Below are 21727 nucleotides of genomic sequence, written 5' to 3' on the forward strand. Positions count from 1 at the left end.
CGGGCATGACGCCCACAACCACGGAAACCCTCGAAGAACGGATCACCGGGGCCCTCGTCGGCGCCGCCGTCGGCGACGCCCTCGGCGGACCGGTCGAGGGGTACAGCCCCGAGCAGATCCTCGAACGCCACGGCGGCCGCGTGCACGGCGTCGTCGGCCCCTGGAACGGCGACACCTGGCGCACCGCCCGCCCGATCGCGCCGTACCACAAGGGTGACGGACACGTCACCGACGACACCCTGATGACCCACGCCCTGGTCCGGGTGTACACCACGGTCCGCGACCACCTCGACGCCTACGCGGTCGCCGGGCACCTGGTCCCCGACCTCATGGGCACGCCCCGCTGGATCCCCGAACTGGAGGCCGAGGCCCTCCCCCTCCAGCGGATCTTCCTCGCCGAGAAGTGGCTGGTGGCCCGGATCCACTACGGGCACGTCGACCCGCGCGAGGCCGGCACCGGGAACATCGTCAACTGCGGTGCGGCGATGTACATGGCCCCGGTCGGCCTGGTCAACGCCGCCGACCCCGCCGCCGCGTACGCCGAGGCGCTCGACGTCGCCGGTGCCCACCAGTCGTCGTACGGCCGTGAGGCGGCGGGCGTCTTCGCGGCGGCGGTCGCCGCGGCGTGCGCGCCGGGGGCCAGCCCGGCCTCGGTCGTCGACGCCTGCCTCGCCCTGGCCAAGGACGGCACGCGGGCCGCCGTCGAGGCGGTCTGCGAAGTCGCCGTCCGGCACACGGACTTCGAGTCGGCGCTCCGCCCGCTGCGGGAGGCCGTGGCCCCCTTCGACACCGTCGGCCCCGACTACCGCGCCCCCTCGCTCGGCGCGCGCCGTCCCTCCCGCCTGCACGCCATCGAGGAACTCCCCGTCGCGCTGGGCATGTTGCTGGTCGCCGGCGGCGACTACCGGCACGCCGTGCTGGGCAGCGTCAACTACGGCCGGGACTGCGACTCCATCGCCACCATGGCCGGCGCCCTCGCCGGCGCCCTGGGCTCCGAGGTCCCCCGCGACTGGTCCAAGACGGTCGCGGAGTCGAGCCGCCTCGACCTGCACGCACCCGCGACGGCCCTCGCCGAGGTCACCCGCGAGATCTTCGACCGGGACGTCCGGCGCCGAAGGGCCCACGAGGCGGCGTTCGCCACGCTCACGGGGGCACCGTGCTCCGGCTGACCTGGGTCCAGCCCGAGGACCTCCTCGGCCACGAGCTGCGCCAGGCCGCCCAGGACGGCCGCGAGACCGCGGCCGTCACGGCCCGCTGGCGGGCGGCGGGCGGACCCGAGGCGCCCGCCCGGGCGGGCGCCTCGCCGACACCGGCCTCCCCGTACCTGCGCGTCCTCGCGGAGGACCTGCTCGACGAACTGGCCGACCTGCCGGGCGCCCTGGCGGACCGGGAACCGACCGGCCTCGGACGGATCAGGGACCGCTGCCCAAACTGGCCCGCACGGAATCCGGCCGGTCCCGCGCCCGCCGCGGCCGGCCCCCGCCGGCTGGAGGCCGCCTGGCTCGGCCGGGCCGCGGGCTGCCTGCTGGGCAAACCGGTGGAGAAACTCCCCCTGCGGGGAATCCGCGAACTGGCCCGCGCCACCGGCAACTGGCCGCTGGGCACCTATTTCACGGCCCGCGGAGTCCCCGCGGAACTCGCGACGGCCCACCCCTGGAACAAGCGCTCCGCGCCCACCTCGCTCGCCGAGAACATCGACGGCATGCCGGAGGACGACGACCTCAACTACCCCCTGCTGAACGTGCTGTTGCTCCAGCGGTACGGCCGCGGGTTCACCACCGCCGACGTGGCGCGGCTGTGGCTGGACGAACTCCCGGCGGGCCGCACGTTCACCGCGGAGCGCGTCGCGTACCGCAACCTCCTGGCCGGCGTGGAACCCCCGCGCACGGCCCGCCACCGCAACCCCTTCCGCGAGTGGATCGGCGCCCTGATCCGCGCGGACGTGCACGGCTGGACGAACCCCGGCGACCCGGCGGCCGCCGCGGAACAGGCCCACCGGGACGCCACCCTCACCCACACGGCGAACGGGGTGTACGCGGCGATGTTCGCGGCGGCGACCCTCGCCGCGGCGGCGGGCGGCAGCAGCGACGTCCACGCGTGCCTGCTGGCGGGACTCGCCGTCGTCCCGGCCGGCTCCCGGCTGGCCGAAGCCGTCCGTCACGCCGTCCGGCTCGCCCGTACGACCGGGGACTTCGACGCCGTCGTCGACGAACTGCACGCCACGCACCGCGCCTACCACTGGGTCCACGCCGTCCCCAACACCGCCCTGATCGCCGCCGCCCTCACCCACGCGGACGGGGACTTCGCGGGCTCCGTCTGCCGTGCCGTGTCGGGCGGCTGGGACACGGACTCCAACGGCGCCACGGCGGGCAGCGTCGCGGGCCTGCTGGCCGGGGACCCCGCCGCCCTCCCCGAGCGGTGGACCGCTCCGCTCAAGAACCGGCTGGCCACCTCGATCGCCGACTTCGACGGCGTCGGCTTCGACACCCTCGCCCAGCTCACCCACCGCCAGAGCCACCAGGAGGCCTGCCGCCCATGACTCTCATCGCCGTACTCGGCAGCACGAACATGGACCTCGTCACGTACGTCGCCAAGGCCCCGCAGCGCGGCGAGACCGTGACGGGCCGCGAGTTCCGCACGGTCCCCGGCGGCAAGGGCGCCAACCAGGCGATCGCCGCGGCCCGCGCGGGCGCCGACGTCTCGATGATCGGCGCGGTGGGCCAGGACGCCTTCGGCACCGGACTGCGGTCCACCCTCGAACACTCCGGCGTGGACACCGACCACCTGCGCACCGCCGAGGGCCCGTCCGGCACCGCCCACATCGTCGTGGACGACGAGGGCGGCAACGCCATCGTCGTCATCCCGGGCGCGAACGGCACCGTCGACCACCTGGCCCCGGGCGACGAGGCCCTCATCGCCGCCGCCGACGCGCTCCTGCTCCAGCTGGAGATCCCGCTGGCCGCCGTCGTCGCCGGCGCCCAGGCAGCACGCGGGCACGGCGTCCGCACGGTCCTGACCCCCTCCCCCGTCCAGCCGCTGCCACCCGAACTCCTCGACTCCGTGGACCTGCTGGTCGCCAACCAGCACGAGGCCGCCGCGCTCGGCGGCGTCGTCGAACCCCGGGAGGCGGCCAAGACCCTGCTCGCACGGGTCCCGGCCGTGATCGTGACGCTCGGCGCGGCGGGCTGCCTGTACGTCGCCCGGGACCACGACCCGATCAGTGTCCCCGTGCCGCGGGTGACCGCCGTGGACACCACCGGCGCGGGCGACACCTTCGTCGGCGCCCTCGCCGTCGCGCTCGGCGAGGGCAGGCCGATGCGGTCCGCCCTCGCCTGGGCCTCGGCCGCCGCCGCGCTGTCCGTGCAGCGGGCCGGCGCCTCCTCCTCGATGCCCTACCGCTCCGAGATCGACGCCCAGGCGTCGCGGCCGGCGTCATGAGCGCCCGCCAGGAACACGGCCCGCTGACCGGTCTGCGCGTGCTCGACCTCGCGACCCTCTTCGCGGGACCGCTGGCCGCCACCATGCTCGGGGACTTCGGCGCCGAGGTGATCAAGGTCGAGCACCCGGCCAAGCCCGACCCCTCCCGGGGCCACGGCCCGTCCAAGGACGGTGTCGGCCTGTGGTGGAAACTCCTCGGCCGCAACAAGCGCACCATCACGCTCGACCTGTCGAGCCCCGGCGGCCGCGACACCCTGCTCCGCCTCGCCGCGACGGCCGACGTCGTCGTCGAGAACTTCCGCCCCGGCACCCTGGAGAAGTGGGGCCTCGGCTGGGAGCAGCTGTCGGCCGCCAACCCGCGGCTGGTGCTCGCCAGGGTCACCGGCTTCGGCCAGTCCGGCCCGTACGCGCACCGCCCCGGGTTCGGCACGCTGGCCGAGGCGATGAGCGGGTTCGCGGCGATCACCGGCGAACCGGGCGCCCCGCCGACCCTGCCGCCCTTCGGCCTGGCCGACTCGATCGCCGGCCTGACGACGGCGTACGCGGTGATGACGGCGCTGACGGCCCGGGACCGCACGGGCGAGGGCCAGGTGGTCGACATGGCGATCATCGAACCGATCCTCACCGTCGTCGGCCCGCAGCCCCTCTGGTACGACCAGCTCGGCCACGTCCAGCCCCGTACCGGCAACCGCTCCGCCAACAACGCGCCCCGCAACACCTACCGCACGGCCGACGGCATGTGGGTCGCGGTGTCCACGTCGGCGCAGTCGGTCGCGGAACGGCTGATGCGGCTGGTCGGGCGCCCGGAGCTGATCGACGAGCCGTGGTTCGCGTCGGGCGCGGAGCGGGCCCGCAACGCGGACGTGCTGGACGAGGCCGTCGGCACCTGGATCGCCCGCCACACCCGCGAGGAGGTGCTGAGCGCCTTCGAGAAGGCGGAGGCGGCGGTGGCGCCGGTCCAGGACGTACGGGACGTCATGGCGGACCCGCAGTACGCGGCCCTGGACAGCATCACCACCGTCGACGACCCCGAACTGGGCCCCCTGCGCATGCAGAACGTCCTCTTCCGGCTCTCCGCCACGCCCGGCGCGATCCGCTGGGCGGGCCGGCCGCACGGCGCGGACACCGCAGCGGTGCTGACCGAACTCGGACTGACGGAGCACGAGTTCGACCGTCTGCGGTCGGAGGGCGCCCTGTGACCGCGGAACCGGTCCTGACCTGGCTGTACGTCCCCGGCGACCGGCCCGACGTGGTGGTCAAGGCGCTCGCGTGCGGCGCGGACGCCGTGATCGTCGACCTGGAGGACGCGGTCGCCCCCGCCCGCAAGGAGTACGCCCGCGCGGCCACCGCGGAGCTGCTCTCCGACGCGGCCCCGGTCCGGGTCCACGTCCGTGTGAACGCCCTGGACGGCCCCCTGGCCGAGGCCGACCTGAAGACGCTCGCCCCACTGCCCGGCCTGTCCGGTCTCCGGCTGCCGAAGGTGACCTCGCCGTGGGACGTCGTGCGGGTGGCGGAGGGCGCCGTCCGCGCCGAGGGCGGCGCCCTCGGGCTGTACGCCCTGCTGGAGACGGCCCTCGGCGTGGAGCAGGCGTTCGCCGTCGCGTCCGCGCACCACGCCCTGCGCGGGATCGCGCTCGGCGAGGCCGACCTGCGGGCCGATCTCGGCGTACGGGAGGGCGCGGGCCTGGACTGGGCGCGGGCCCGGGTGGTCGTCGCCGCCCGGGCGGCGGGTCTGCCGCCGCCCAGCCAGTCGGTCTACCCGGACATCCGGGATCTGGACGGGCTGGCCGTGTCCTGTGCGCACGGCCGTGCGCTCGGCTTCCTCGGGCGGGCCGCCATCCATCCCCGGCAGCTCCCCGTCATCGAGCGGGCGTACCTCCCGACCCCGGAGGAGATCGAGTCCGCCGAGGCGGTGGTCGAGGCCGCCGCCGTCCACCCGGGCGCCCTGGCGCTGCCCGACGGCCGGTTCGTCGACGCGGCGGTGGTGGCGGGCGCCCACCGCACCCTGGCGCTGGCCCGCCGCGGCTGACGGCGTGCGGGTCCGCGGCCCGCACACGCGAAGGGCGCCGGATCCGTGATCCGGCGCCCTTCGACCCGTCGTGGCGGGTACGGTCAGTTCTTCTTGGCCGACCCGGCCCCGTCCCTCTCGGACGCGGCGGACCCATTGGCCCCGGCGGTGTCCGCGGGGCTTTCGGCCCCGGGCTTCCTGCCCGGCTCGACGGCGTCACCGTCGGACGTGGCCGTCGTGGCGACCGTCTTCCCGTCGGTCCCGGCGCCCGTCCCGGCGCCCGTCTTGCCGTCGGTCGCGGCGCCCGTCACGGCGTCCGGCTCGACGTCGGTCCCGGCGTCCGGCTCGACGGCGGTCGCTGCCTTCTTGCCGTCGGTGTCCCCGGCGTCCTCCGCCGAGGGGTCCGCGCCCGTGTCCGGCTCGACGACCTCCTCGCGTCCGGGCCGCATCCGCGCGGACAGGACCAGGTAGACCACGGCGAGGACGAAGACCGCCATCGCGGTCCAGTCGTTCAGGCGCAGGCCGAGGAAGTGGTGGGCGTCGTCGACGCGCATGTACTCGATCCAGCCGCGGCCCACGCAGTACGCAGCGACGTACAGCGCGAACGCCCGTCCGTGCCCGAGCCTGAAGCGGCGGTCGGCCCAGATGACGAGGAAGCCGACGCCGACGCACCACAGCGACTCGTACAGGAACGTCGGGTGGTAGTAGCCCGGCACCCGCCCGGCCGTCGAGGACGTGATGTGCAGCGCCCAGGGAACCGACGTCTCCCGGCCGTACAGCTCCTGGTTGAACCAGTTGCCCCAGCGCCCGATGGCCTGGGCGAAGACGATGCCGGGCGCGAGGGCGTCGGCCCACGCCGGCAGCGGGATGCCGCGGCGGCGGCAGCCGATCCACGCACCCACCGCACCGAGCGCGATGGCGCCCCAGATGCCGAGGCCGCCCTGCCAGATCTTGAAGGCGTCCACCCAGTCACGGCCCTCGCTGAAGTACAGCTCGTAGTCCGTGATCACGTGGTAGAGCCGTCCGCCGACCAGGCCGAACGGGACGGCCCAGACCGCGATGTCGGCCACCGTGCCGGGACGCCCGCCGCGGGCGACCCAGCGCTTGTTGCCGAGCCAGACGGCCACGAAGACGCCGATGATGATGCAGAACGCGTAGGCGCGCAGCGGAATGGGGCCGAGGGGCAGCACCCCGCGCGACGGGCTGGGAATGTAGGCAAGTTCCATGGCAGGGTCGACGCTACCGTGCCGGGCCGGGCCGACGGCGGGCAGCCCGGCTACGGGTCCATAACGGGGCGCGCCCCCGGCCCGCGGGAGACCCGGGCCGGGCACCCCCCGCCGGGGCTGCGGCGGAGGGGCTCAGCCCCTGTTCTCCGCCTGCACCAGCTGCTTCAGCTTCGCCGGGGTCATCGCCCGGTCCGCGTAGATGTTCCTGCCGCCGAACAGCACGGTCGGCGTGCCGCCGAAGTGGCCCGCCTGGAAGGCCTGGTTCGACTTCAGGACCCAGGTGTCGTGCGTGCCGTCGTCGACGCACTTGCGGAACGCCGGGGTGTCCAGCCCCTCCACCTTGCCCGCCAGCTCCAGGAGCTTGTCCGGCTTCGCGAAGGCGTCGTCGGTCTCCTGGGGCTGGTTGTCGTACAGGACGTCGTGGTACGCGGTGAACTTCCCGGCGTCCTGGGCGCAGGCCGCGGCGTTGGCCGCCCGGCGGGAGCCGCTGCCGCCCATGTTCCCGTCGATGAGCGTGGCGAGGTGGTAGTCGACCTTCAGCTGCCCGGCCTCCACCAGCTCGTGGATGGTCGGGCGGTACGCCGTCTCGAAGGACTTGCAGGCCGGGCAGCGGAAGTCCTCGTAGACCGTGAGGGTGGATCCGGCGGCTTCCTTGCCCACGGGGATCGCGAGACCGTCCTTGCCCCGCGCCCCCGAGGGCGACACGACGGGGCCCGCGGCGTCGCTCTTGTCGTCCTTGCCCGCGTTGGCGGCGACGACGCCCACCACCGCGGCGAGACCGAGGACGCAGACCACCGACGCCCCCACGATCAGCGCCCGCCGGCGCTTCTCCCCGGCCTTCTGCTTCTCTCGCTCGACCGCCAGCCGCTCGCGGGCGGTGCGCTTTCCGTCACGGTTCTTCTCGCTCACATCCGGCAGAACGAACCGGGGAGGCGCAGCGCGCCTCCCCGGCCCCAGGTCCACCCGTTCGAGTGAGCGGATCGCCGGTGTGCGTCACGCCGTGCCGCGCACGCCCTTCGCCAGGTCGCTCGCGAGGGCACGTACGGCGTCCAGCCCGGCCGCCTCGTCCGGCGCGTCCAGCATCCGCTTCACGAAGGCCGAGCCGACGATCACGCCGTCGGCGAAGCCGGCCACCTCGGCGGCCTGCGTGGCGTTGGAGACGCCGAGCCCGACGCAGACGGGCAGGTCCGTGGTGGCCTTGGTGCGGCGCACCAGGTCCTGCGCCTGGGCGCCCACCGACTCACGGGTGCCGGTGACGCCCATCAGCGAGGCGGCGTAGACGAAGCCGGAGCCCGCCGCGGTGATCTCGGCGAGCCGGGCGTCCTTGCTGCTGGGGGCGACGACGAAGACGGTCGCGAGACCGTGCTTGTCGGCGTGCTCCCGCCACAGCGCCGACTCCTGCACCGGCAGGTCGGGCAGGATGCACCCGGCCCCGCCCGCCGCGGCGAGTTCGGCGGTGAAGCGCTCGACGCCGTAGCGGTCGATGGGGTTCCAGTACGTCATCACGAGCACCGGCTTCCCGGTGGCCGTGTGCGCCTCGCGGACCGTGCGCATCACGTCCGCGATCCGGACGCCGCCGCGCAGGGCGATGTCGTCGGCGGTCTGGATGACGGGACCGTCGAGGACGGGGTCGCTGTGCGGCAGCCCCACCTCGACGACGTCGGCACCGCCGTCGAAGGCTGCCTTGATCGCCGCGATCCCGCCGTCCACGGTCGGGAAGCCGGCCGGGAGGTACGCGATCAGGGCGGCCCTGCCCTCGGCCCTGGCGCCGGCGAGCGTGTCGCCCAACAGCCTGATGTTGCCGCTCACTTGGCGTCCCCCTCGATCTCGGCGCCGTCGCCGGCCTCGTCCGCCTCGACGACGGCGTCGGTGTCGTACAGCCCGAAGTAGCGGGCGGCGGTGTCCATGTCCTTGTCGCCGCGCCCCGACAGGTTGACGACGATCAGCCCGTCCTTGCCCAGTTCCCTGCCGACCTCCAGGGCGCCGGCCAGCGCGTGCGCGCTCTCGATGGCCGGGATGATGCCCTCGGTGCGGGAGAGCAGGCGCAGTGCCTGCATGGCGGCGTCGTCGGTGACGGCGCGGTACTCGCCGCGTCCGCTGTCCTTCAGGTAGGAGTGCTCGGGGCCGATGCCGGGGTAGTCGAGGCCGGCCGAGATCGAGTACGGCTCGGTGATCTGCCCCTCCTCGTCCTGGAGGACGTAGGACCGCGAGCCGTGCAGGATGCCCGGCTCGCCGGCGGTCAGCGTCGCCGCGTGCTCGCCGGTCTCGATGCCGTGCCCGGCGGGCTCGCAGCCGATGAGGCGGACGCCGGTGTCGGGGATGAAGGCGTGGAACAGGCCGATGGCGTTGGAGCCGCCGCCGACGCAGGCGACGGCGGCGTCGGGGAGCCGTCCCGCGCGCTCCAGGATCTGCCGGCGCGCCTCGACGCCGATCACCCGGTGGAAGTCCCGCACCATGGCCGGGAAGGGGTGCGGGCCCGCCACCGTGCCGAAGAGGTAGTGGGTGCGGTCGACGTTGGCGACCCAGTCGCGGAACGCCTCGTTGATGGCGTCCTTGAGGGTGCGGCTGCCGGACTTCACGGCGATGACCTCGGCGCCGAGCATGCGCATCCGGGCCACGTTCAGGGCCTGTCGCTCGGTGTCGATCTCACCCATGTAGATGGTGCAGTCGAGTCCGAACAGCGCGCAGGCGGTGGCGGTGGCCACGCCGTGCTGTCCGGCCCCGGTCTCGGCGATGACCCGTGTCTTGCCCATGCGCCGGGTGAGCAGCGCCTGGCCGAGCACGTTGTTGATCTTGTGGGAGCCGGTGTGGTTCAGGTCCTCGCGCTTGAGGAACACCCGGGCGCCGCCCGCGTGTTCGGCGAAGCGCGGCACCTCGGTGAGGGAGCTCGGGCGCCCGGTGTAGTGGACGAGCAGGTCGTCCAGTTCGCGGGCGAACTCGGGGTCGGCCTTGGCCTTGTCGTACTCGACGGCGACCTCGTCCACGGCGGCGACGAGCGCCTCCGGGATGAACTTGCCGCCGAACGCGCCGAAGTACCCCTCGGCGCTGGGGATCAGACCCTCGGGGTCGGGAATGAAGAACTCGCTGGGCATGCGGATACCTCACAGGGGCGTCTGCCCCGGTCACGGATCGGACAGGAGTCACGTCGTCGACGCACGTGCGCACCACGCCGCGGGTACCCGGCGGCCCGTCCCCGTCGCCGCCGACGGGCGGGGCGGCGGTGGGAGGGACCGGTCAGACCACCCGGAGGGCGGACCGGGCCGGGGCCGGCGTGAGCGCGCGCACGCGCACGCGCCATCGCATGCCGTTGACCTGCCCCGGTTCGTCCCCGATGACGTAGCGGACCCGGCGGCCGTGGACGCGGCGGGCCGGGGCCCGGCAGCCGCGCGGGCGGCAGCCTCGGGCGAGGCGGGCGTAGGGGTCCCGCGCCGTCCGGGCGGCGGGGAGCGGGGCGGCCGACCGCAGGCACCCGGCGGCGCCGGGCGAGCGCAGGCTCACCCGGTGCCGGGGTGCGGTCGGGCCGGCCACGGAAGCGTCAGCCCCGTCCGTGGCGCAGCGCGGGGTGGGCCCCGGCCGCGACGAGGTCGGAGACCGCGGCCCTCGGGTCGCGGCCGGTGACGAGGGACTCGCCGACCAGGACCGCGTCGGCGCCGGCGTTGGCGTACGCGATGAGGTCGTGGGGGCCGCGGACACCGGACTCGGCGATCTTGACGAGGTGGTCCGGGATCTCGGGGGCGACGCGCTCGAAGGTGGTGCGGTCGACCTTCAGCGTCTTCAGGTCGCGCGCGTTGACACCGATCACCTTCGCGCCGGCGTCCACCGCCCGCTCGGCCTCGTCCTCGTCGTGCACCTCGACGAGCGGGGTGAGCCCGATGGACTCGGCGCGCTCGATGAGGGACTCCAGGGCGGCCTGGTCGAGGGCGGCCACGATCAGCAGGGCGAGGTCGGCGCCGTAGGCCCTGGCCTCCCACAGCTGGTACGACGTGACGATGAAGTCCTTGCGCAGCACGGGGATGTCGACCTTGGCGCGGACGGCCTCCAGGTCGGCCAGCGAGCCGCCGAAGCGGCGCTGCTCGGTCAGCACGGAGATGACGGCCGCACCGCCCGCCTCGTAGTCCGCGGCGAGGGCGGCCGGGTCGGCGATCGCGGCGAGCGCGCCCTTGGAGGGGCTGGAGCGCTTGACCTCGCAGATGACCTTGACGCCGTCACCGCGCAGGGCGGCCACGCCGTCCTTGGCCGCCGGAGCCTTCGCGGCGCGCTCCTTGAGCTCGTCGAGGCTGACGCGCGCCTGTCGCTCCGCGAGGTCGGCACGGACTCCGTCGATGATCTCGTCGAGCACACTCACGCGAGCGGCCCCCTTCCTGCGGTGGACGGTTTGAGCGGTCGGGCGGTCGACCCGGGTCCGCCGTCCCTGACGGTTGAGACGGGTCACTGCGATGGTATCCGGAGGAAGGCGCAGGCCTCGCATCCGGTTGACGCCGGTCCCACCACCTGGACGTTCACCCATTGATCACGGGTGGAGCCGGTCACCGAACGGCAGGTTCCGGACAAGGGTGAAGGCCAGCAGCAACACGCCGACGCACCACAGGTGGACGGGCCCGAGGTCGATCCGCACCGGCCGGCCGCGCGCCGCGCGGACCACCCAGACGGACCACACCGCCGCGAACACCAGGTACCCCGCGACGGCGAGCGCGTTGTCCGTGAGCGCCGCCGCGAAGTCCCCGTGCACGAAGGCGTGGGCGCTGCGCAGGCCACCGCAGCCGGGGCAGTAGAGCCCGGTGAGGCGCAGCAGCGGACAGAGGGGGTAGTGCCCCGGCTCGTTCGGGTCGACGGCCGCGACGTAGGCGAAGGCGCCGACGACGGCGGCGAGCACACCGGCGGGGACCGCCAGCCGCCGCGCCGCTCCGGTCGGCGGACCGGTGCCCGCGTCCGGCGGGGTCACTCTGTGGGTTTCGGCGTTCACCCGCAGCATTCTGCCCCGCGCGGCGCCCGGACGCCCGTCGCGCGCGGGGCCTTCACACACGGCGAAGCGGCCCCCGGCGGATTCCGGAGGCCGCTCGGTGACGGCGAGGTCGGGCGGGAGGCCTCAGCCCTCCGCGCCCGCGACCTGGGGCGCCGAGTGCGGCTTCTGGACGTGAGCCTCCTTCGGCTGGCCCATCCCCATCGCGCGCATGATGCCGCCGACGACACCACCGAGGACGACGATGACCATGCCGGCCCAGAAGCCCAGCGGGTTGGCCAGCACCATGAACGCGCCGGAGACGCAGAAACCGATGAAGGCGATGATGACACCGGTCCAGGCGGCCGGGGTGTGGCCGTGGCTGCTGCCCGCCATGACTTGCTCCTCGTTGCTGTGTGCGTGTGTGAGTCGGACGCTCGGCGTCCATTGTCCCGTACCCGCGGGTCCGCCTTGAGCGCGGGGTGGCCCCTTCCGCGGCGGCCGGGCCGGATCGGGACGGACGTCCCGGGCCGGAGGTCCCGGCGGCCCCGGAGGGCGGGGGGTCACAGGTCCCGGCAGCGCCGGGAGACTGGTGTCCCGGGTCGGAAGCCCCGGGGAGGGGCGTCTCAGGTCCCGGTCGGGTCCTCGCCGCGGTCCAGGGCCTTCCACAGGTCCTCCGGCCGGTCGGGGTCCACGGGTTTGGTCCTGCGCGGCCGGGGGGTGCCGTCGCGCTCGTAGCGGCCGGACATGGCGGGCCACCGCCGCCCGTAGCGCAGTGCGAGCAGCCCGGCCAGCAGGATGAGCACGCCGCCGGCCGCGGCCACGTACGGCCAGGCGGTGTGGCTGAGCGCGTGCACGGTCGCGGAGGTGTCGCCGGACGCCTGGGCGGCCTTGTCGTCGAGCGCGGAGCCGTCCTCGGCGCCGAGCAGGGCCGCCGCGGCGACGCCGGCGCCCGAGAGGGCGAGCAGCGCGGAGACGAGGAGCCGGCCGGAGCGGCGTACGGCGAAGACGGCGACGAGCGCGGCGAGGCTGACCACGGCGAGCGCGGCGGGCACGCCCGTGACGTCGCTGCCCTTCGCGGACAGCGGGAACTCGCCGCCGGCCACCGACGTGGTGCCCTCCGACCAGCCCTGCCGGGTGGCGAGCAGCGTCACGGCGGCGCCGAGCGCGCCGCAGAACAGCGCCACGGCCAGGCTGCGGCGGCCGGACCCGTCGGGTCCCGCGGCGGCTTCGGATCGGGGGTGAGGCACAGCAGTCACGTACTCCACTATCGCCTGAACCCCGGGCGAACCGTCACCCGGGTTCACGTGAGAAGCGTCCTACTTGCCGAGCCGGTTCGCCGTGTGCACGGCGCGGAGCACCGCCGCGGCCTTGTTGCGGCACTCGGTGTCCTCCGCCACCGGGTCGGAGTCGGCCACCACGCCGGCACCGGCCTGCACGTAGGCCGTGCCGTCCCGCAGCAGCGCCGTACGGATGGCGATGGCGGTGTCCGAGTCGCCGGCGAAGTCGAGGTAGCCGACGCAGCCGCCGTACAGGCCGCGCCGGGAGGGCTCCAGTTCGTCGATGATCTGCATGGCGCGGGGCTTGGGCGCTCCGGACAGGGTGCCCGCCGGGAAGCAGGCGGTCAGCACGTCGAAGGCCGTACGGCCCCGGGCGACCCGGCCGGTCACCGTCGAGACGATGTGCATGACGTGGGAGTACCGCTCGATGGACATGAAGTCGACGACCTCGACCGAACCGGGCTCGCAGACCCGCCCCAGGTCGTTGCGCCCGAGGTCGACGAGCATGAGGTGCTCGGCGCGTTCCTTGGGGTCGGCGAGCAGCTCGTCGGCGAGTGCCTGGTCCTGCTGGACGGTGGCGCCGCGCGGCCGGGTGCCCGCGATGGGGTGGACCATCGCCTGCCCGTCCTCGACCTTGACCAGGGCCTCGGGGGACGAGCCCACGACGTCGAAGCCCTCGAAGCGGAAGAGGTACATGTACGGCGAGGGGTTGGTCGCCCGCAGGACCCGGTAGACGTCCAGGGCACTGGCCGCGCAGGGGGTCTCGAAGCGCTGGGAGGGCACGACCTGGAAGGCCTCGCCGGCGCGGATGCGCTCCTTGATGTCCTCGACGGCGTCCTGGTACTGCGGGCCGCCCCACAGCGCCGTGTACTCGGGAAGCTCGGACGGCGGGAGCGCGGCCGGGGGCTGCGAGACCGCGCGCGACAGGTCCGCCTCCATCGCGTCGAGGCGGGCGACGGCGTCCGCGTACGCCTCGTCGACACCCGTGTCGAGGTCGTTGTGGTTGATGGCGTTGGCGATCAGCTGGACCGTGCCGTCCCAGTGGTCGAGGACGGCGAGGTCGCTGGTGAGCAGCATGGTCAGCTCGGGGAGCTTCAGGTCGTCCCGCTCGCCGGGGCCGATCTTCTCCAGGCGGCGCACGACGTCGTAGCCGAGGTAGCCGACCATGCCGCCGGTGAAGGGGGGCAGGCCGTCCGCGCGCGGTGTGTGCAGCGCCTCGATCGTGGCGCGCAGTGCGGCCAGCGGGTCGCCGTCGACGGGCACGCCGACGGGGGGCGTGCCGAGCCAGTGGGCCCGGCCGTCGCGTTCGGTCAGCGTCGCGTGGCTGCGGACGCCGACGAAGGAATAGCGAGACCAGGACCGGCCGTTCTCGGCCGATTCCAGCAGGAAGGTGCCGGGGCGCTCGGCGGCCAGCTTGCGGTACAGGGCGACGGGGGTGTCGCCGTCCGCGAGGAGCTTGCGGCCGACGGGGATCACCCTGCGGTCGGTGGCCAGCTTGCGGAACGTCTCGAGGTCCATGACGGCTGACCCTACTGACCGGCGAGCGGTGTGTCCGACCCGGCGTCCGTGAGCAGGACGTCGGCCTCGAAGCAGGTCCGGGCGCCGGTGTGGCAGGCGGCGCCGGTCTGGTCGACCTTGACGAGGACGGTGTCGGCGTCGCAGTCGAGCGCCACGGACTTCACGTGCTGGACGTGCCCCGAGGTGTCGCCCTTGACCCAGTACTCCTGGCGGCTGCGGGACCAGTAGGTGCAGCGGCCCGTGGTGAGGGTGCGGTGCAGGGCCTCGTCATCCATCCAGCCCAGCATCAGCACCTCCCCGGTGTCGTACTGCTGGGCGATCGCGGGGACGAGCCCGTCGGCGCCGCGCTTGAGACGCGCGGCGATGCCGGGGTCGAGGCTGCTGGGCGGGGGCGTACTGGTCATGGCGACCATTGTGCCGCGCCCGCCGGACGCGACCGGCGGGCGTCCACTGGGCGGACCGGGTGGCCTTCCCGCCGGATGTCCACTGGGCGGAGTGGCGCGGCGGTCGTAGGCTGGCGTCATGTCGACCCATGCGAAGCGTGAACGACTTCTCCTCGCCGATCTGTTGGAGGCCGAGGGGCCGGACGCCCCCACCCTGTGCGACGGCTGGACCACTCGTGACCTCGCCGCGCACGTCGTGGTGCGCGAGCGCCGCGCGGACGCCGCGGGCGGAATCCTGATCAAACAGCTCGCGCCCCGGCTGGAACGGGTGCAGGCGGAGTTCGCCGAGAAGCCGTACGAGGAGCTGATCCAGCTCATCCGTACGGGGCCGCCGCGATTCTCGCCCTTCTCCCTGAAGCAGGTCGACGAGGCCTCGAACACGATCGAGTTCTACGTCCACACCGAGGACGTGCGCCGGGCCAGGCCCGCCTGGACGCCCCGGCCGCTGGACTCCGTCTTCCAGGAGACCCTCTGGTCGCGGCTGGAGCGCACGGCCCGGCTGGTGGGCCGCGGCACGCCGACCGGCCTGGTGCTGCGCCGCCCGAACGGCCAGACGGTGGTCGCCCGCAGGGGCACCCCGGTGGTGACGGTGACCGGCGAGCCCTCGGAGCTGCTGCTCTTCGCCTACGGACGCCAGAGTGTGGCCGCCGTGGAGCTGGAGGGCGACACGGAGGCGATCGCGAAGCTGCGGGAGGCGAAGCCGCTGGGCATCTGACCTCCCGGACCTACCGGACCTCCCGGACCGCGCGCCGTGACTGCCGCGCGGGCCGCGGGGTGCCGGGACGGCGCCCGGAGCCGGACGCCGCGCACGGTCCCCTTCACCGGGCGTCCGCCGGATGAAGGCCCCGGATCCCCCTCCGGGGTCCGTCCGCGCTACTTCGGCAGCTCGGCGCGGCGCAGGGGGCCCGAGCAGAGGGCGACGACGCCGCCGAGACCGCAGACCGCGGCACTGACGACGAAGACGGGGCCGGTGCCCCACACGCCGATGGCGGTGGCGGAGAGCGGCATGCTGAGCGGGGCGAAGCCGAGGCTGACGATCCCCGCCACCGCGCTGACCCGGCCGAGATAGGCGGGGTCGGTCTCGGTCTGCAGCAGCGCCCCGCACAGGACGCCGCTGAGCCCGGCGAGCAGTCCGACGAGCAGGGCGGCTCCCGTCGCGGCGGCCACGCCGGGGAGGTGGGCGAGGGAACCCATCGCCACGCACCCGAGGAGGAGCGCGACGGCCATGACGCGCCCGGCGTACGGCAGCCGTCCCCGCGCGGTCAGCAGCAGGGAGACGAGCCCCGCCCCGGTGCCGAAACCGGCGAGCACCCAGCCCATGCCGGCGGCTCCCCAGCCGCGCTGGTCCGCGAGCAGGGCCAGCCCCACGTTGAGCGGACCGACGAAGCCGAGGTCGCCGAGGGCTACGGCAAGAATCAGCGGGGCGAGCACCGGGTGCCGCCGGATGTAGCGCAGACCGTCACGGAGCTCCCGCCACGCGTTCGGAGACGACGGCCGAGCGCCGTCGACCACCCGGTCCCCGGCGGCCCCGGCAACCCCGACGGGTGACTCGGCCCCGGCCGGTACGGCAGACGCGGTGGGCGGCTCGGCCCCGGCGAGTGGTCCGGCCCCGGCGGACACGACAGCCGAGTCGGTCCCCCCGGTTCCGGCCTTCGCGGCAGACGCGTCGACCCGTCCGGCCCCGTCCACGGGCTCGGCTCCGGCTCTCGGCTCAGGCCCCGCAGGTGCCGCTGCCCCGGCGGCCGGTCCGTGTCCGGCGGGTGCGGCAGCAGCCCTGCCGACCGGCGCGGCTTCGGCAGTCGACCCCTGCTCCGCGGGTACGGCTACCCCGGCGGCGGCGGCCGGTCCAGGTCCGGCGGACACGGCAGGGGCGTCAGCCGGTCCGTCTCCGTCGACCGGCCCGGTTCCGGCGGCTGTGGCAGGGCCGTCGGCCGGGTGCGGGGGCGGGTCCGTCATCCGTACGGAGACCAGCAGCGGCACGGACACGGCGATCAGCAGACCCGCCAGGCCGAAGGCGGCCGCCGCGCCGCCCGCGGCCACCCCGAGGCCGCCGAGCGGGGCGCCCACCACGTTGGCGAAGCGGATCGCGAGACCGCGCATGCCCTGGACGCGGGCGAGCTGCCCCCGTCCGGTGATGCGGGCGGGAAGCGCGCCGACGGCCGGCATGAAGACGGCGTCGACGGTGCCGAAGACCAGGGCGAGCAGGGCCAGCGGCCACAGACCGGGCTCGGCCGCGAACAGCAGCGCGGCGACCGCGAGGACGGCCGCGCAGCGCACGGCGTCGCTGCCGATGACGACCTTGCGGGGTCCGAAGCGGTCCGCGACCACTCCCCCGCCCAGCATGAGCAGGGCCCGGGGCACGGCGCTCGCGGCCGTCACGAGTCCGGCCTGCGCGGGCGTTCCGGCCTGGACGGCCGCCCAGGACAGGGCGAGGTAGTAGATGTTGTCGCCAAGCATCGACGCGGTGTACGCGGCGAGCCAGCGCAGGACGTTGCCGTCCCGGTGCGCGGGCCGTTCGGCGGCGACGGCGGGCTCGACGGCGTACGCGGTGCCGGCGGTCACGGGCGGCGTCCTCTCGGGCACGGAACGGGCGGCCGGACACGTGCGGCGCCACGCTCCCGCGCCCCTCGGTGTCGCCGGACGCCCGGGCTGCACGGCACCGCCGCCTCGGCGGCACGGCACCGTTCCTCGGACGTCGCGAGCACGGCGAGCGGCTCGCCGGTCGGCGCGGACAGCCTATCGGCCGTCCGCCGGCTCAGGACCGGGGAGTCGCCGCCCTGGGCCGGGGCCCCTCCGGCCCGCCTTCGGAGCGGCCGGTCCGGCCGGGATCCAGCAGGGTGCGGGCGGCCAGCGCGAGCGAGAGCTCCACCACGTCCGTGGGGCGGGTCAGGGAGCGGCCCGTCAGCTGTTCGCAGCGGCGCAGCCGGTTCAGGACGGTGTTGCGGTGGCAGTAGAGCCGGGCGGCGGACCGCTGGGCCGAACCGTCGCAGGCCAGCCAGGCGGTGAGGGTGTCCAGCAGGATGTCCCGGTCGGAGGGGTCCAGGCGCAGCAGGGGACCGAGGACCCGCTCGGCGAGCGCCGCACCGAGGGCGGGCGCGGAGACGACGAGGGCGGCGGGCAGGTTCTCCTCCAGTACGACGGTCCCCCCGGCCCGCGGACAGGCGCGCAGCGCCGTGTCGGCGAGCCGCCGGGCGTCCCCGACCGCGGCGAGGCCGTCGACGACCGGGCTCACCCCGATCCGGGTGCCGGGCGGGGCGCTCAGCCGGCGGGCGATGTCACCGGCGTCCTCGGCGAGCCCGTGGGCGCGCGGACGCTCCGGCGCCCCGCCTCCCTCCCCGGTGCCGTCGTGCACGTGCCCCTCGTGGCCGTCGTCGGCGCGGTCGTGCGCGCGGTCGTGCTGGCCGTCGCCGCGGGGACCGCCGTCGTCGCCGGGCAGGTGCTCTCCGTCGCCCGGCAGCTGGCCGCGCGGAAGGCGCGTGTCGCCGTGCGGGCGGGTGTCCTGCCCGCACCCGTCACCGCGGAGCGGCCCGGTGTCGCCGTGCGGGCGCCCGCCCAGCAGGACGATGCCGTAGTCGCCGCCCGCCTCCCGGTGCCACTGCACCCGCAGGCCCGGGAGATCCACCGGGGCGCGGCCGTTCACCAGCGCCGGTCCTGCGGCACTCTGCGCCAGGACGACGGCGTACCGTCCCTGCTCGGGCAGGCCGAGCCCGGCGGCCGTCGCCGGGAGGTCGGCGATGCGGGCGGTGCCGTCCAGCAGCGCGGCGGTCATCAGCCGCAGCCGGTTCTCCCGGCGCCAGGACAGTTCGCGCTCCGTCTGGCGGTAGGCGTCGGCGACGATCGCGCAGTGCTCGTCGACGAAGTTCCACACGTCGGCGGCCACGTGCACGAGGAGGCGGACGTCCGTGGGATGGCGGCGGCTCGTCTCGTCGACCAGCCCCTGCCAGACCATGCCGCCGCCGAGGCGGAAGGCGCGCAGCAGTGCGTCCAGCGGGAGGCCGCGTTCGGCGCGGGTCCTGCCGATGCCCCAGGAGCAGCGGCGCGCCGCCTCGCGCAGTTCGCCGGGCCGCAGGAGGGAGCCCACGTTGAGCCGGAGCGAGCGCTGCACCTCCTCGCGGACGCTGTCGACGTCCGCGTGGATGGCCGCCCGGTACGCGGGTTCGCGCTCCCGCAGGACGGCCATCAGCGCCTCGGTGAGCTCGGGCAGCCCCGCCAGCAGGACCCGGGCGGCCCGGTGCAGCACGGAGAGCGCCTCCGCGTCGACGGCCGAGCGGGCGGCGGGTACGAGTGGCCGCGGACCGGACACGGTACGGACGTGGTCCTGTACGAGGTGCTGCATGCGCTGTCCTCCACCGGAATCGGCTCGGACCGGCTCGGCACGGTGTGACGCCGCACGGCACACCGGTCCCGCCGGACCTTTCCTGAGCCCGCAGGATGGCATACCGCCCGGTCGGTACCTAGGGGTGTGCGGCTGTCTTCTCCGCCCGGTCCACCAATCGGGACAGCTCGACGCGGGAACGGACCCCCAGAGCTGCGAAGACGTTCCGCAGGTGGTGGTCCACTGTGCGCGGACTCACGGACAGCCGCAGCGCCACCTCACGGTTGGTGGCCCCCTCCGCGACGCAGCGGGCGATCCGCAGCTGCTGCGGGGTCAGCAGCGCCAGCGGCCCCGGCGGTTCCTGGGCGCCGGCCTCGCCGGTCGCGCGCAGTTCCGCCCGTGCCTGGGTGGCCCAGCCCAGGGCCCCGCCGCGCTCGAAGGAGACGAGCGCGTCGCGGAGCCTGCCGCGGGCCTCGCCCGGCCTGCGCCGCCGCCGCAGCCAGGCTCCGTAGAGGAGCAGGGTGCGACCGCGCTCGAAGTCACCGTCCGCCCGGTCGTGGCAGGCCAGCGCGGTGGCGAAGAACGGTTCGCACTCCTCGGGACCGGCGAGCAGTGCCTGGCAGCGGGCCAGCTGGGCCGGTGCCTGGGGATCGGCGCCCTGCGCGGCCCAGCCGGCGAACTCGGCGACCGCGGCCCGGGCGGCACCGGGCTGGCCCGCCCGCGCCGACGCCTCCACGAAGCAGGGGATGGCCAGCATGCGGACGGCGAAGTGGCCGCTCCGTGGGCCGGGGCCCACCAGCGGGCCGAGGCGGGCGGCGGCCTCGGGGACCCGGCCCCGGCCGAGGTCGGCCCGGGCCCTGGCCCACTGGGCCAGGGTGGCCGCCTGGACCAGTCCGTGCGGCGCGGCCACGCGTTCGGCGGCGGTGGCGTGTTCGGCCACGGCGTCGGGGTCGCCCTCGACGGAGGCGGCCAGGGCGAGGATGGCGTGGTGGTGGGCCGCCGTGTTGCGCTGCCCGGTGTCGAGGGCGGTGCGCAGTCCGTCCTCGGCGTGGGCGCGGGCCCGCGCGTGGCGGCCGGCGCGCAGTTCGCCGTAGGCGAGGTGTTCCAGGGCCTGCGGCACGAGGATGTACGGCCCGCGGGCCCGGGCGAGGGCCAGGGCGCGGGAGTTGATCCGGCAGGCGGCCACGAGGTCGCCGACGACGAGGGCGGCGACCCCGGCGTGCAGCAGGCGGTCCGGGTCGTCGGTGGCCTCGGTGCGCCCGTTCGCGAGGTATCCCCGCAGCCGTTGCCGTCCGGCGTGCAGGCGTCCGTGCATGACCGCGGACATCCCGGCGCGGTACTCGGCGAGGCGCTGGTCGGGGTCGGTGCGGGCCGAGGGGTGGTCCAGCGCCTCCAGGTAGGCCGCCGCGTCGCCCATCGCCCAGGCCGCCTCCATGGCGGCGAGGCGTGCCGCGAGGGAGCGGGGAGGGTCGTGCGGGGCGAGCAGTTCGGCGGCCAGGAGCAGGGTCTCGCGGGCGTCGGCGACGGGCCCGTCGCCGAGGGCGAGCCGGCCGCGGACGAGTTCGGCGGCTCCGCGCACGGCGTCGGTCAGGTCCTCGCGGCCGGCCGCGTCGAGCAGTTCCCCGGCCCGGTCCGGGAGTCCGCCGAGCCGGGCGTGGTCCGCCGCGGCGGTCAGCCGGACGGCCCGGGGGCCCTCGGCCACGGCGAGTTCCGCGGAACGCGCGTACGCGGCTGCCCGCTCGGGGTGCGTCGGCCGCCGGCGGGGACCGGCGGCGGCGCCCGCGGCGGCGGCCAGTTCGTCACCGAGCCCCGGGGCGGGACCCTCGGCGGCGGAGGCCCGGTGGTACAGCAGCGGCAGCGCGTACCGGTCACCTTCGCGGGCGCCGTCCGGCTCGTCCGCCTGGTCGGGGCGGCCCGCGCGGGACGCCCCGGGGGCCGCACACAGCTCCGCCTCGAAGGCGTCGGCGAGGAGGCGGTGGGCGGCGCGGCGGCGGGCGCGCGGCGCGGCGGCGTAGACGGTGCGGGCCCACCGCGGGTCCACGAGGCACAGGCGGCCCCCGGCCGGCCGGACGACGCCCGCGGCCTCCGCGGCCTCGACGACACCGGCGTCGAGCCCGGCCGCCCCGGCCGCCCGCAGTACGACCCCGGCGTCCACCCCGGCCGCCCCCGGGTCCCGCTCCTGCTCGGCCGCGGCCAGCAGCAGCAACTGCGCCACGGCGGCGGACGGCCCGTCCGTTCCGGGAGCACCCGGATCACCGGCCGGCTCGGAACCGGACGCCGCACCGCCGAGGCCCGCCCCGACACCGTCCGCCACGACGGCGGACGGCCCGTCCGTTCCGGAAGCACCCGGGTCATCCACCGGCCCCCCGGAACCCGACTCCACACCACCGAGGCCCGCCCCAAGACCGTCGGACACGCCGGGTTGCCCAGCGGCGCCCGCGGCATCGGCGGCCCCCGGCCGTACACCGCCCGGCACACCCTCGGCCGCACCACCGGCCGACCGGCCGCGGGCGGCGTCCGGCACGTCACCGGCCGCCCCCGCGGGCACACCCTCGGCCGC

The 21727-nt window shown here is 75.5% G+C and carries 20 protein-coding genes; 6 read left to right on the forward strand and 14 right to left on the reverse strand.

The window, feature by feature from the left end; all coding sequences use genetic code 11:
- Positions 1–5 precede the first annotated feature (5 nt).
- The 5 genes from ACFYP4_RS30890 to ACFYP4_RS30910 are packed head-to-tail and all read left to right on the forward strand — an operon-like array spanning position 6 to position 5467.
- Positions 6–1169: an ADP-ribosylglycohydrolase family protein gene (locus ACFYP4_RS30890; RefSeq protein ID WP_358852201.1), complete on the forward strand. Its 1164-nt coding sequence runs from the start codon at positions 6–8 to the stop codon at positions 1167–1169.
- Entirely contained in the window at positions 1157–2539 is a 1383-nt protein-coding gene (locus ACFYP4_RS30895) for an ADP-ribosylglycohydrolase family protein (protein ID WP_388789925.1), read from the forward strand. The genes ACFYP4_RS30890 and ACFYP4_RS30895 overlap by 13 nt, the downstream gene beginning before the upstream one ends.
- Positions 2536–3438, forward strand: coding sequence for a ribokinase (gene rbsK, locus ACFYP4_RS30900; protein WP_358852203.1), 903 nt, complete (start codon positions 2536–2538; stop codon positions 3436–3438). The genes ACFYP4_RS30895 and rbsK overlap by 4 nt, the downstream gene beginning before the upstream one ends.
- Positions 3435–4637, forward strand: a complete 1203-nt coding sequence (locus ACFYP4_RS30905) for a CoA transferase (RefSeq protein ID WP_358852204.1) — start codon at positions 3435–3437, stop codon at positions 4635–4637. The genes rbsK and ACFYP4_RS30905 overlap by 4 nt, the downstream gene beginning before the upstream one ends.
- Positions 4634–5467, forward strand: coding sequence for an HpcH/HpaI aldolase/citrate lyase family protein (locus tag ACFYP4_RS30910; protein WP_388789929.1), 834 nt, complete (start codon positions 4634–4636; stop codon positions 5465–5467). Before ACFYP4_RS30905 ends, ACFYP4_RS30910 begins: the two co-directional genes overlap by 4 nt.
- Positions 5468–5550: 83 nt before the next feature.
- Here the strand turns inward: ACFYP4_RS30910 and lgt are convergent, their stop codons facing one another.
- From lgt to hisI, 11 genes are all read right to left on the reverse strand, one after another.
- On the reverse strand, positions 5551–6672 hold the full coding sequence (gene lgt, locus ACFYP4_RS30915; RefSeq protein WP_388789932.1) for a prolipoprotein diacylglyceryl transferase: 1122 nt from the start codon (positions 6670–6672) through the stop codon (positions 5551–5553).
- A 132-nt stretch (positions 6673–6804) separates the two neighbouring features.
- Positions 6805–7581, reverse strand: coding sequence for a thioredoxin domain-containing protein (locus ACFYP4_RS30920; RefSeq protein ID WP_358852207.1), 777 nt, complete (start codon positions 7579–7581; stop codon positions 6805–6807).
- Positions 7582–7665: 84 nt separating this feature from the next.
- Entirely contained in the window at positions 7666–8481 is an 816-nt protein-coding gene (trpA, locus tag ACFYP4_RS30925; protein ID WP_358852208.1) for a tryptophan synthase subunit alpha, read from the reverse strand.
- Positions 8478–9764 (reverse strand): tryptophan synthase subunit beta, encoded by a 1287-nt coding sequence (gene trpB / locus ACFYP4_RS30930; RefSeq protein ID WP_388789935.1) that lies wholly within the window; start codon positions 9762–9764, stop codon positions 8478–8480. The genes trpA and trpB overlap by 4 nt, the downstream gene beginning before the upstream one ends.
- A gap of 142 nt (positions 9765–9906) precedes the next feature.
- Positions 9907–10200 carry a tryptophan biosynthesis modulator TrpM gene (gene trpM / locus ACFYP4_RS30935; RefSeq protein WP_388789938.1) on the reverse strand — a complete coding sequence of 98 codons (294 nt, stop codon included), beginning with the start codon at positions 10198–10200 and terminating at the stop codon, positions 9907–9909.
- A 7-nt stretch (positions 10201–10207) separates the two neighbouring features.
- Positions 10208–11017, reverse strand: a complete 810-nt coding sequence (gene trpC, locus ACFYP4_RS30940) for an indole-3-glycerol phosphate synthase TrpC (protein WP_358852211.1) — start codon at positions 11015–11017, stop codon at positions 10208–10210.
- Positions 11018–11182: 165 nt separating this feature from the next.
- Positions 11183–11644, reverse strand: a complete 462-nt coding sequence (locus tag ACFYP4_RS30945; protein WP_358852212.1) for a DUF2752 domain-containing protein — start codon at positions 11642–11644, stop codon at positions 11183–11185.
- 114 nt (positions 11645–11758) lie between these two features.
- Positions 11759–12007: an HGxxPAAW family protein gene (locus ACFYP4_RS30950; RefSeq protein ID WP_358852213.1), complete on the reverse strand. Its 249-nt coding sequence runs from the start codon at positions 12005–12007 to the stop codon at positions 11759–11761.
- A 230-nt stretch (positions 12008–12237) separates the two neighbouring features.
- Positions 12238–12879, reverse strand: coding sequence for a TIGR02234 family membrane protein (locus tag ACFYP4_RS30955; RefSeq protein WP_358852260.1), 642 nt, complete (start codon positions 12877–12879; stop codon positions 12238–12240).
- A 51-nt stretch (positions 12880–12930) separates the two neighbouring features.
- Complete coding sequence (locus tag ACFYP4_RS30960; protein ID WP_358852214.1) at positions 12931–14409, reverse strand: anthranilate synthase component I; 1479 nt, start codon at positions 14407–14409, stop codon at positions 12931–12933.
- Between the two features lie 11 nt (positions 14410–14420).
- A complete protein-coding gene (hisI, locus tag ACFYP4_RS30965; RefSeq protein ID WP_358852215.1) occupies positions 14421–14813 on the reverse strand; it encodes a phosphoribosyl-AMP cyclohydrolase in 393 nt (130 codons plus the stop codon).
- A gap of 118 nt (positions 14814–14931) precedes the next feature.
- Here hisI and ACFYP4_RS30970 point away from each other — a divergent pair, with 118 nt between their 5' ends.
- Positions 14932–15567, forward strand: coding sequence for a TIGR03085 family metal-binding protein (locus tag ACFYP4_RS30970; protein WP_358852216.1), 636 nt, complete (start codon positions 14932–14934; stop codon positions 15565–15567).
- Between the two features lie 158 nt (positions 15568–15725).
- Here ACFYP4_RS30970 and ACFYP4_RS30975 read toward each other — a convergent pair whose 3' ends face one another.
- The 3 genes from ACFYP4_RS30975 to ACFYP4_RS30985 all read right to left on the reverse strand — a co-directional run bounded on the left by ACFYP4_RS30975 (position 15726) and on the right by ACFYP4_RS30985 (position 21481).
- Positions 15726–17309 carry an MFS transporter gene (locus tag ACFYP4_RS30975; RefSeq protein ID WP_388789975.1) on the reverse strand — a complete coding sequence of 528 codons (1584 nt, stop codon included), beginning with the start codon at positions 17307–17309 and terminating at the stop codon, positions 15726–15728.
- 298 nt (positions 17310–17607) lie between these two features.
- On the reverse strand, positions 17608–19188 hold the full coding sequence (locus ACFYP4_RS30980; protein WP_388789943.1) for a PucR family transcriptional regulator: 1581 nt from the start codon (positions 19186–19188) through the stop codon (positions 17608–17610).
- A 118-nt stretch (positions 19189–19306) separates the two neighbouring features.
- Entirely contained in the window at positions 19307–21481 is a 2175-nt protein-coding gene (locus ACFYP4_RS30985; protein ID WP_388789946.1) for a LuxR C-terminal-related transcriptional regulator, read from the reverse strand.
- Positions 21482–21727 lie beyond the last annotated feature (246 nt).

The sequence above is a fragment of the Streptomyces sp. NPDC005551 genome (genome assembly GCF_042871785.1).
Lineage (GTDB): Bacteria > Actinomycetota > Actinomycetes > Streptomycetales > Streptomycetaceae > Streptomyces.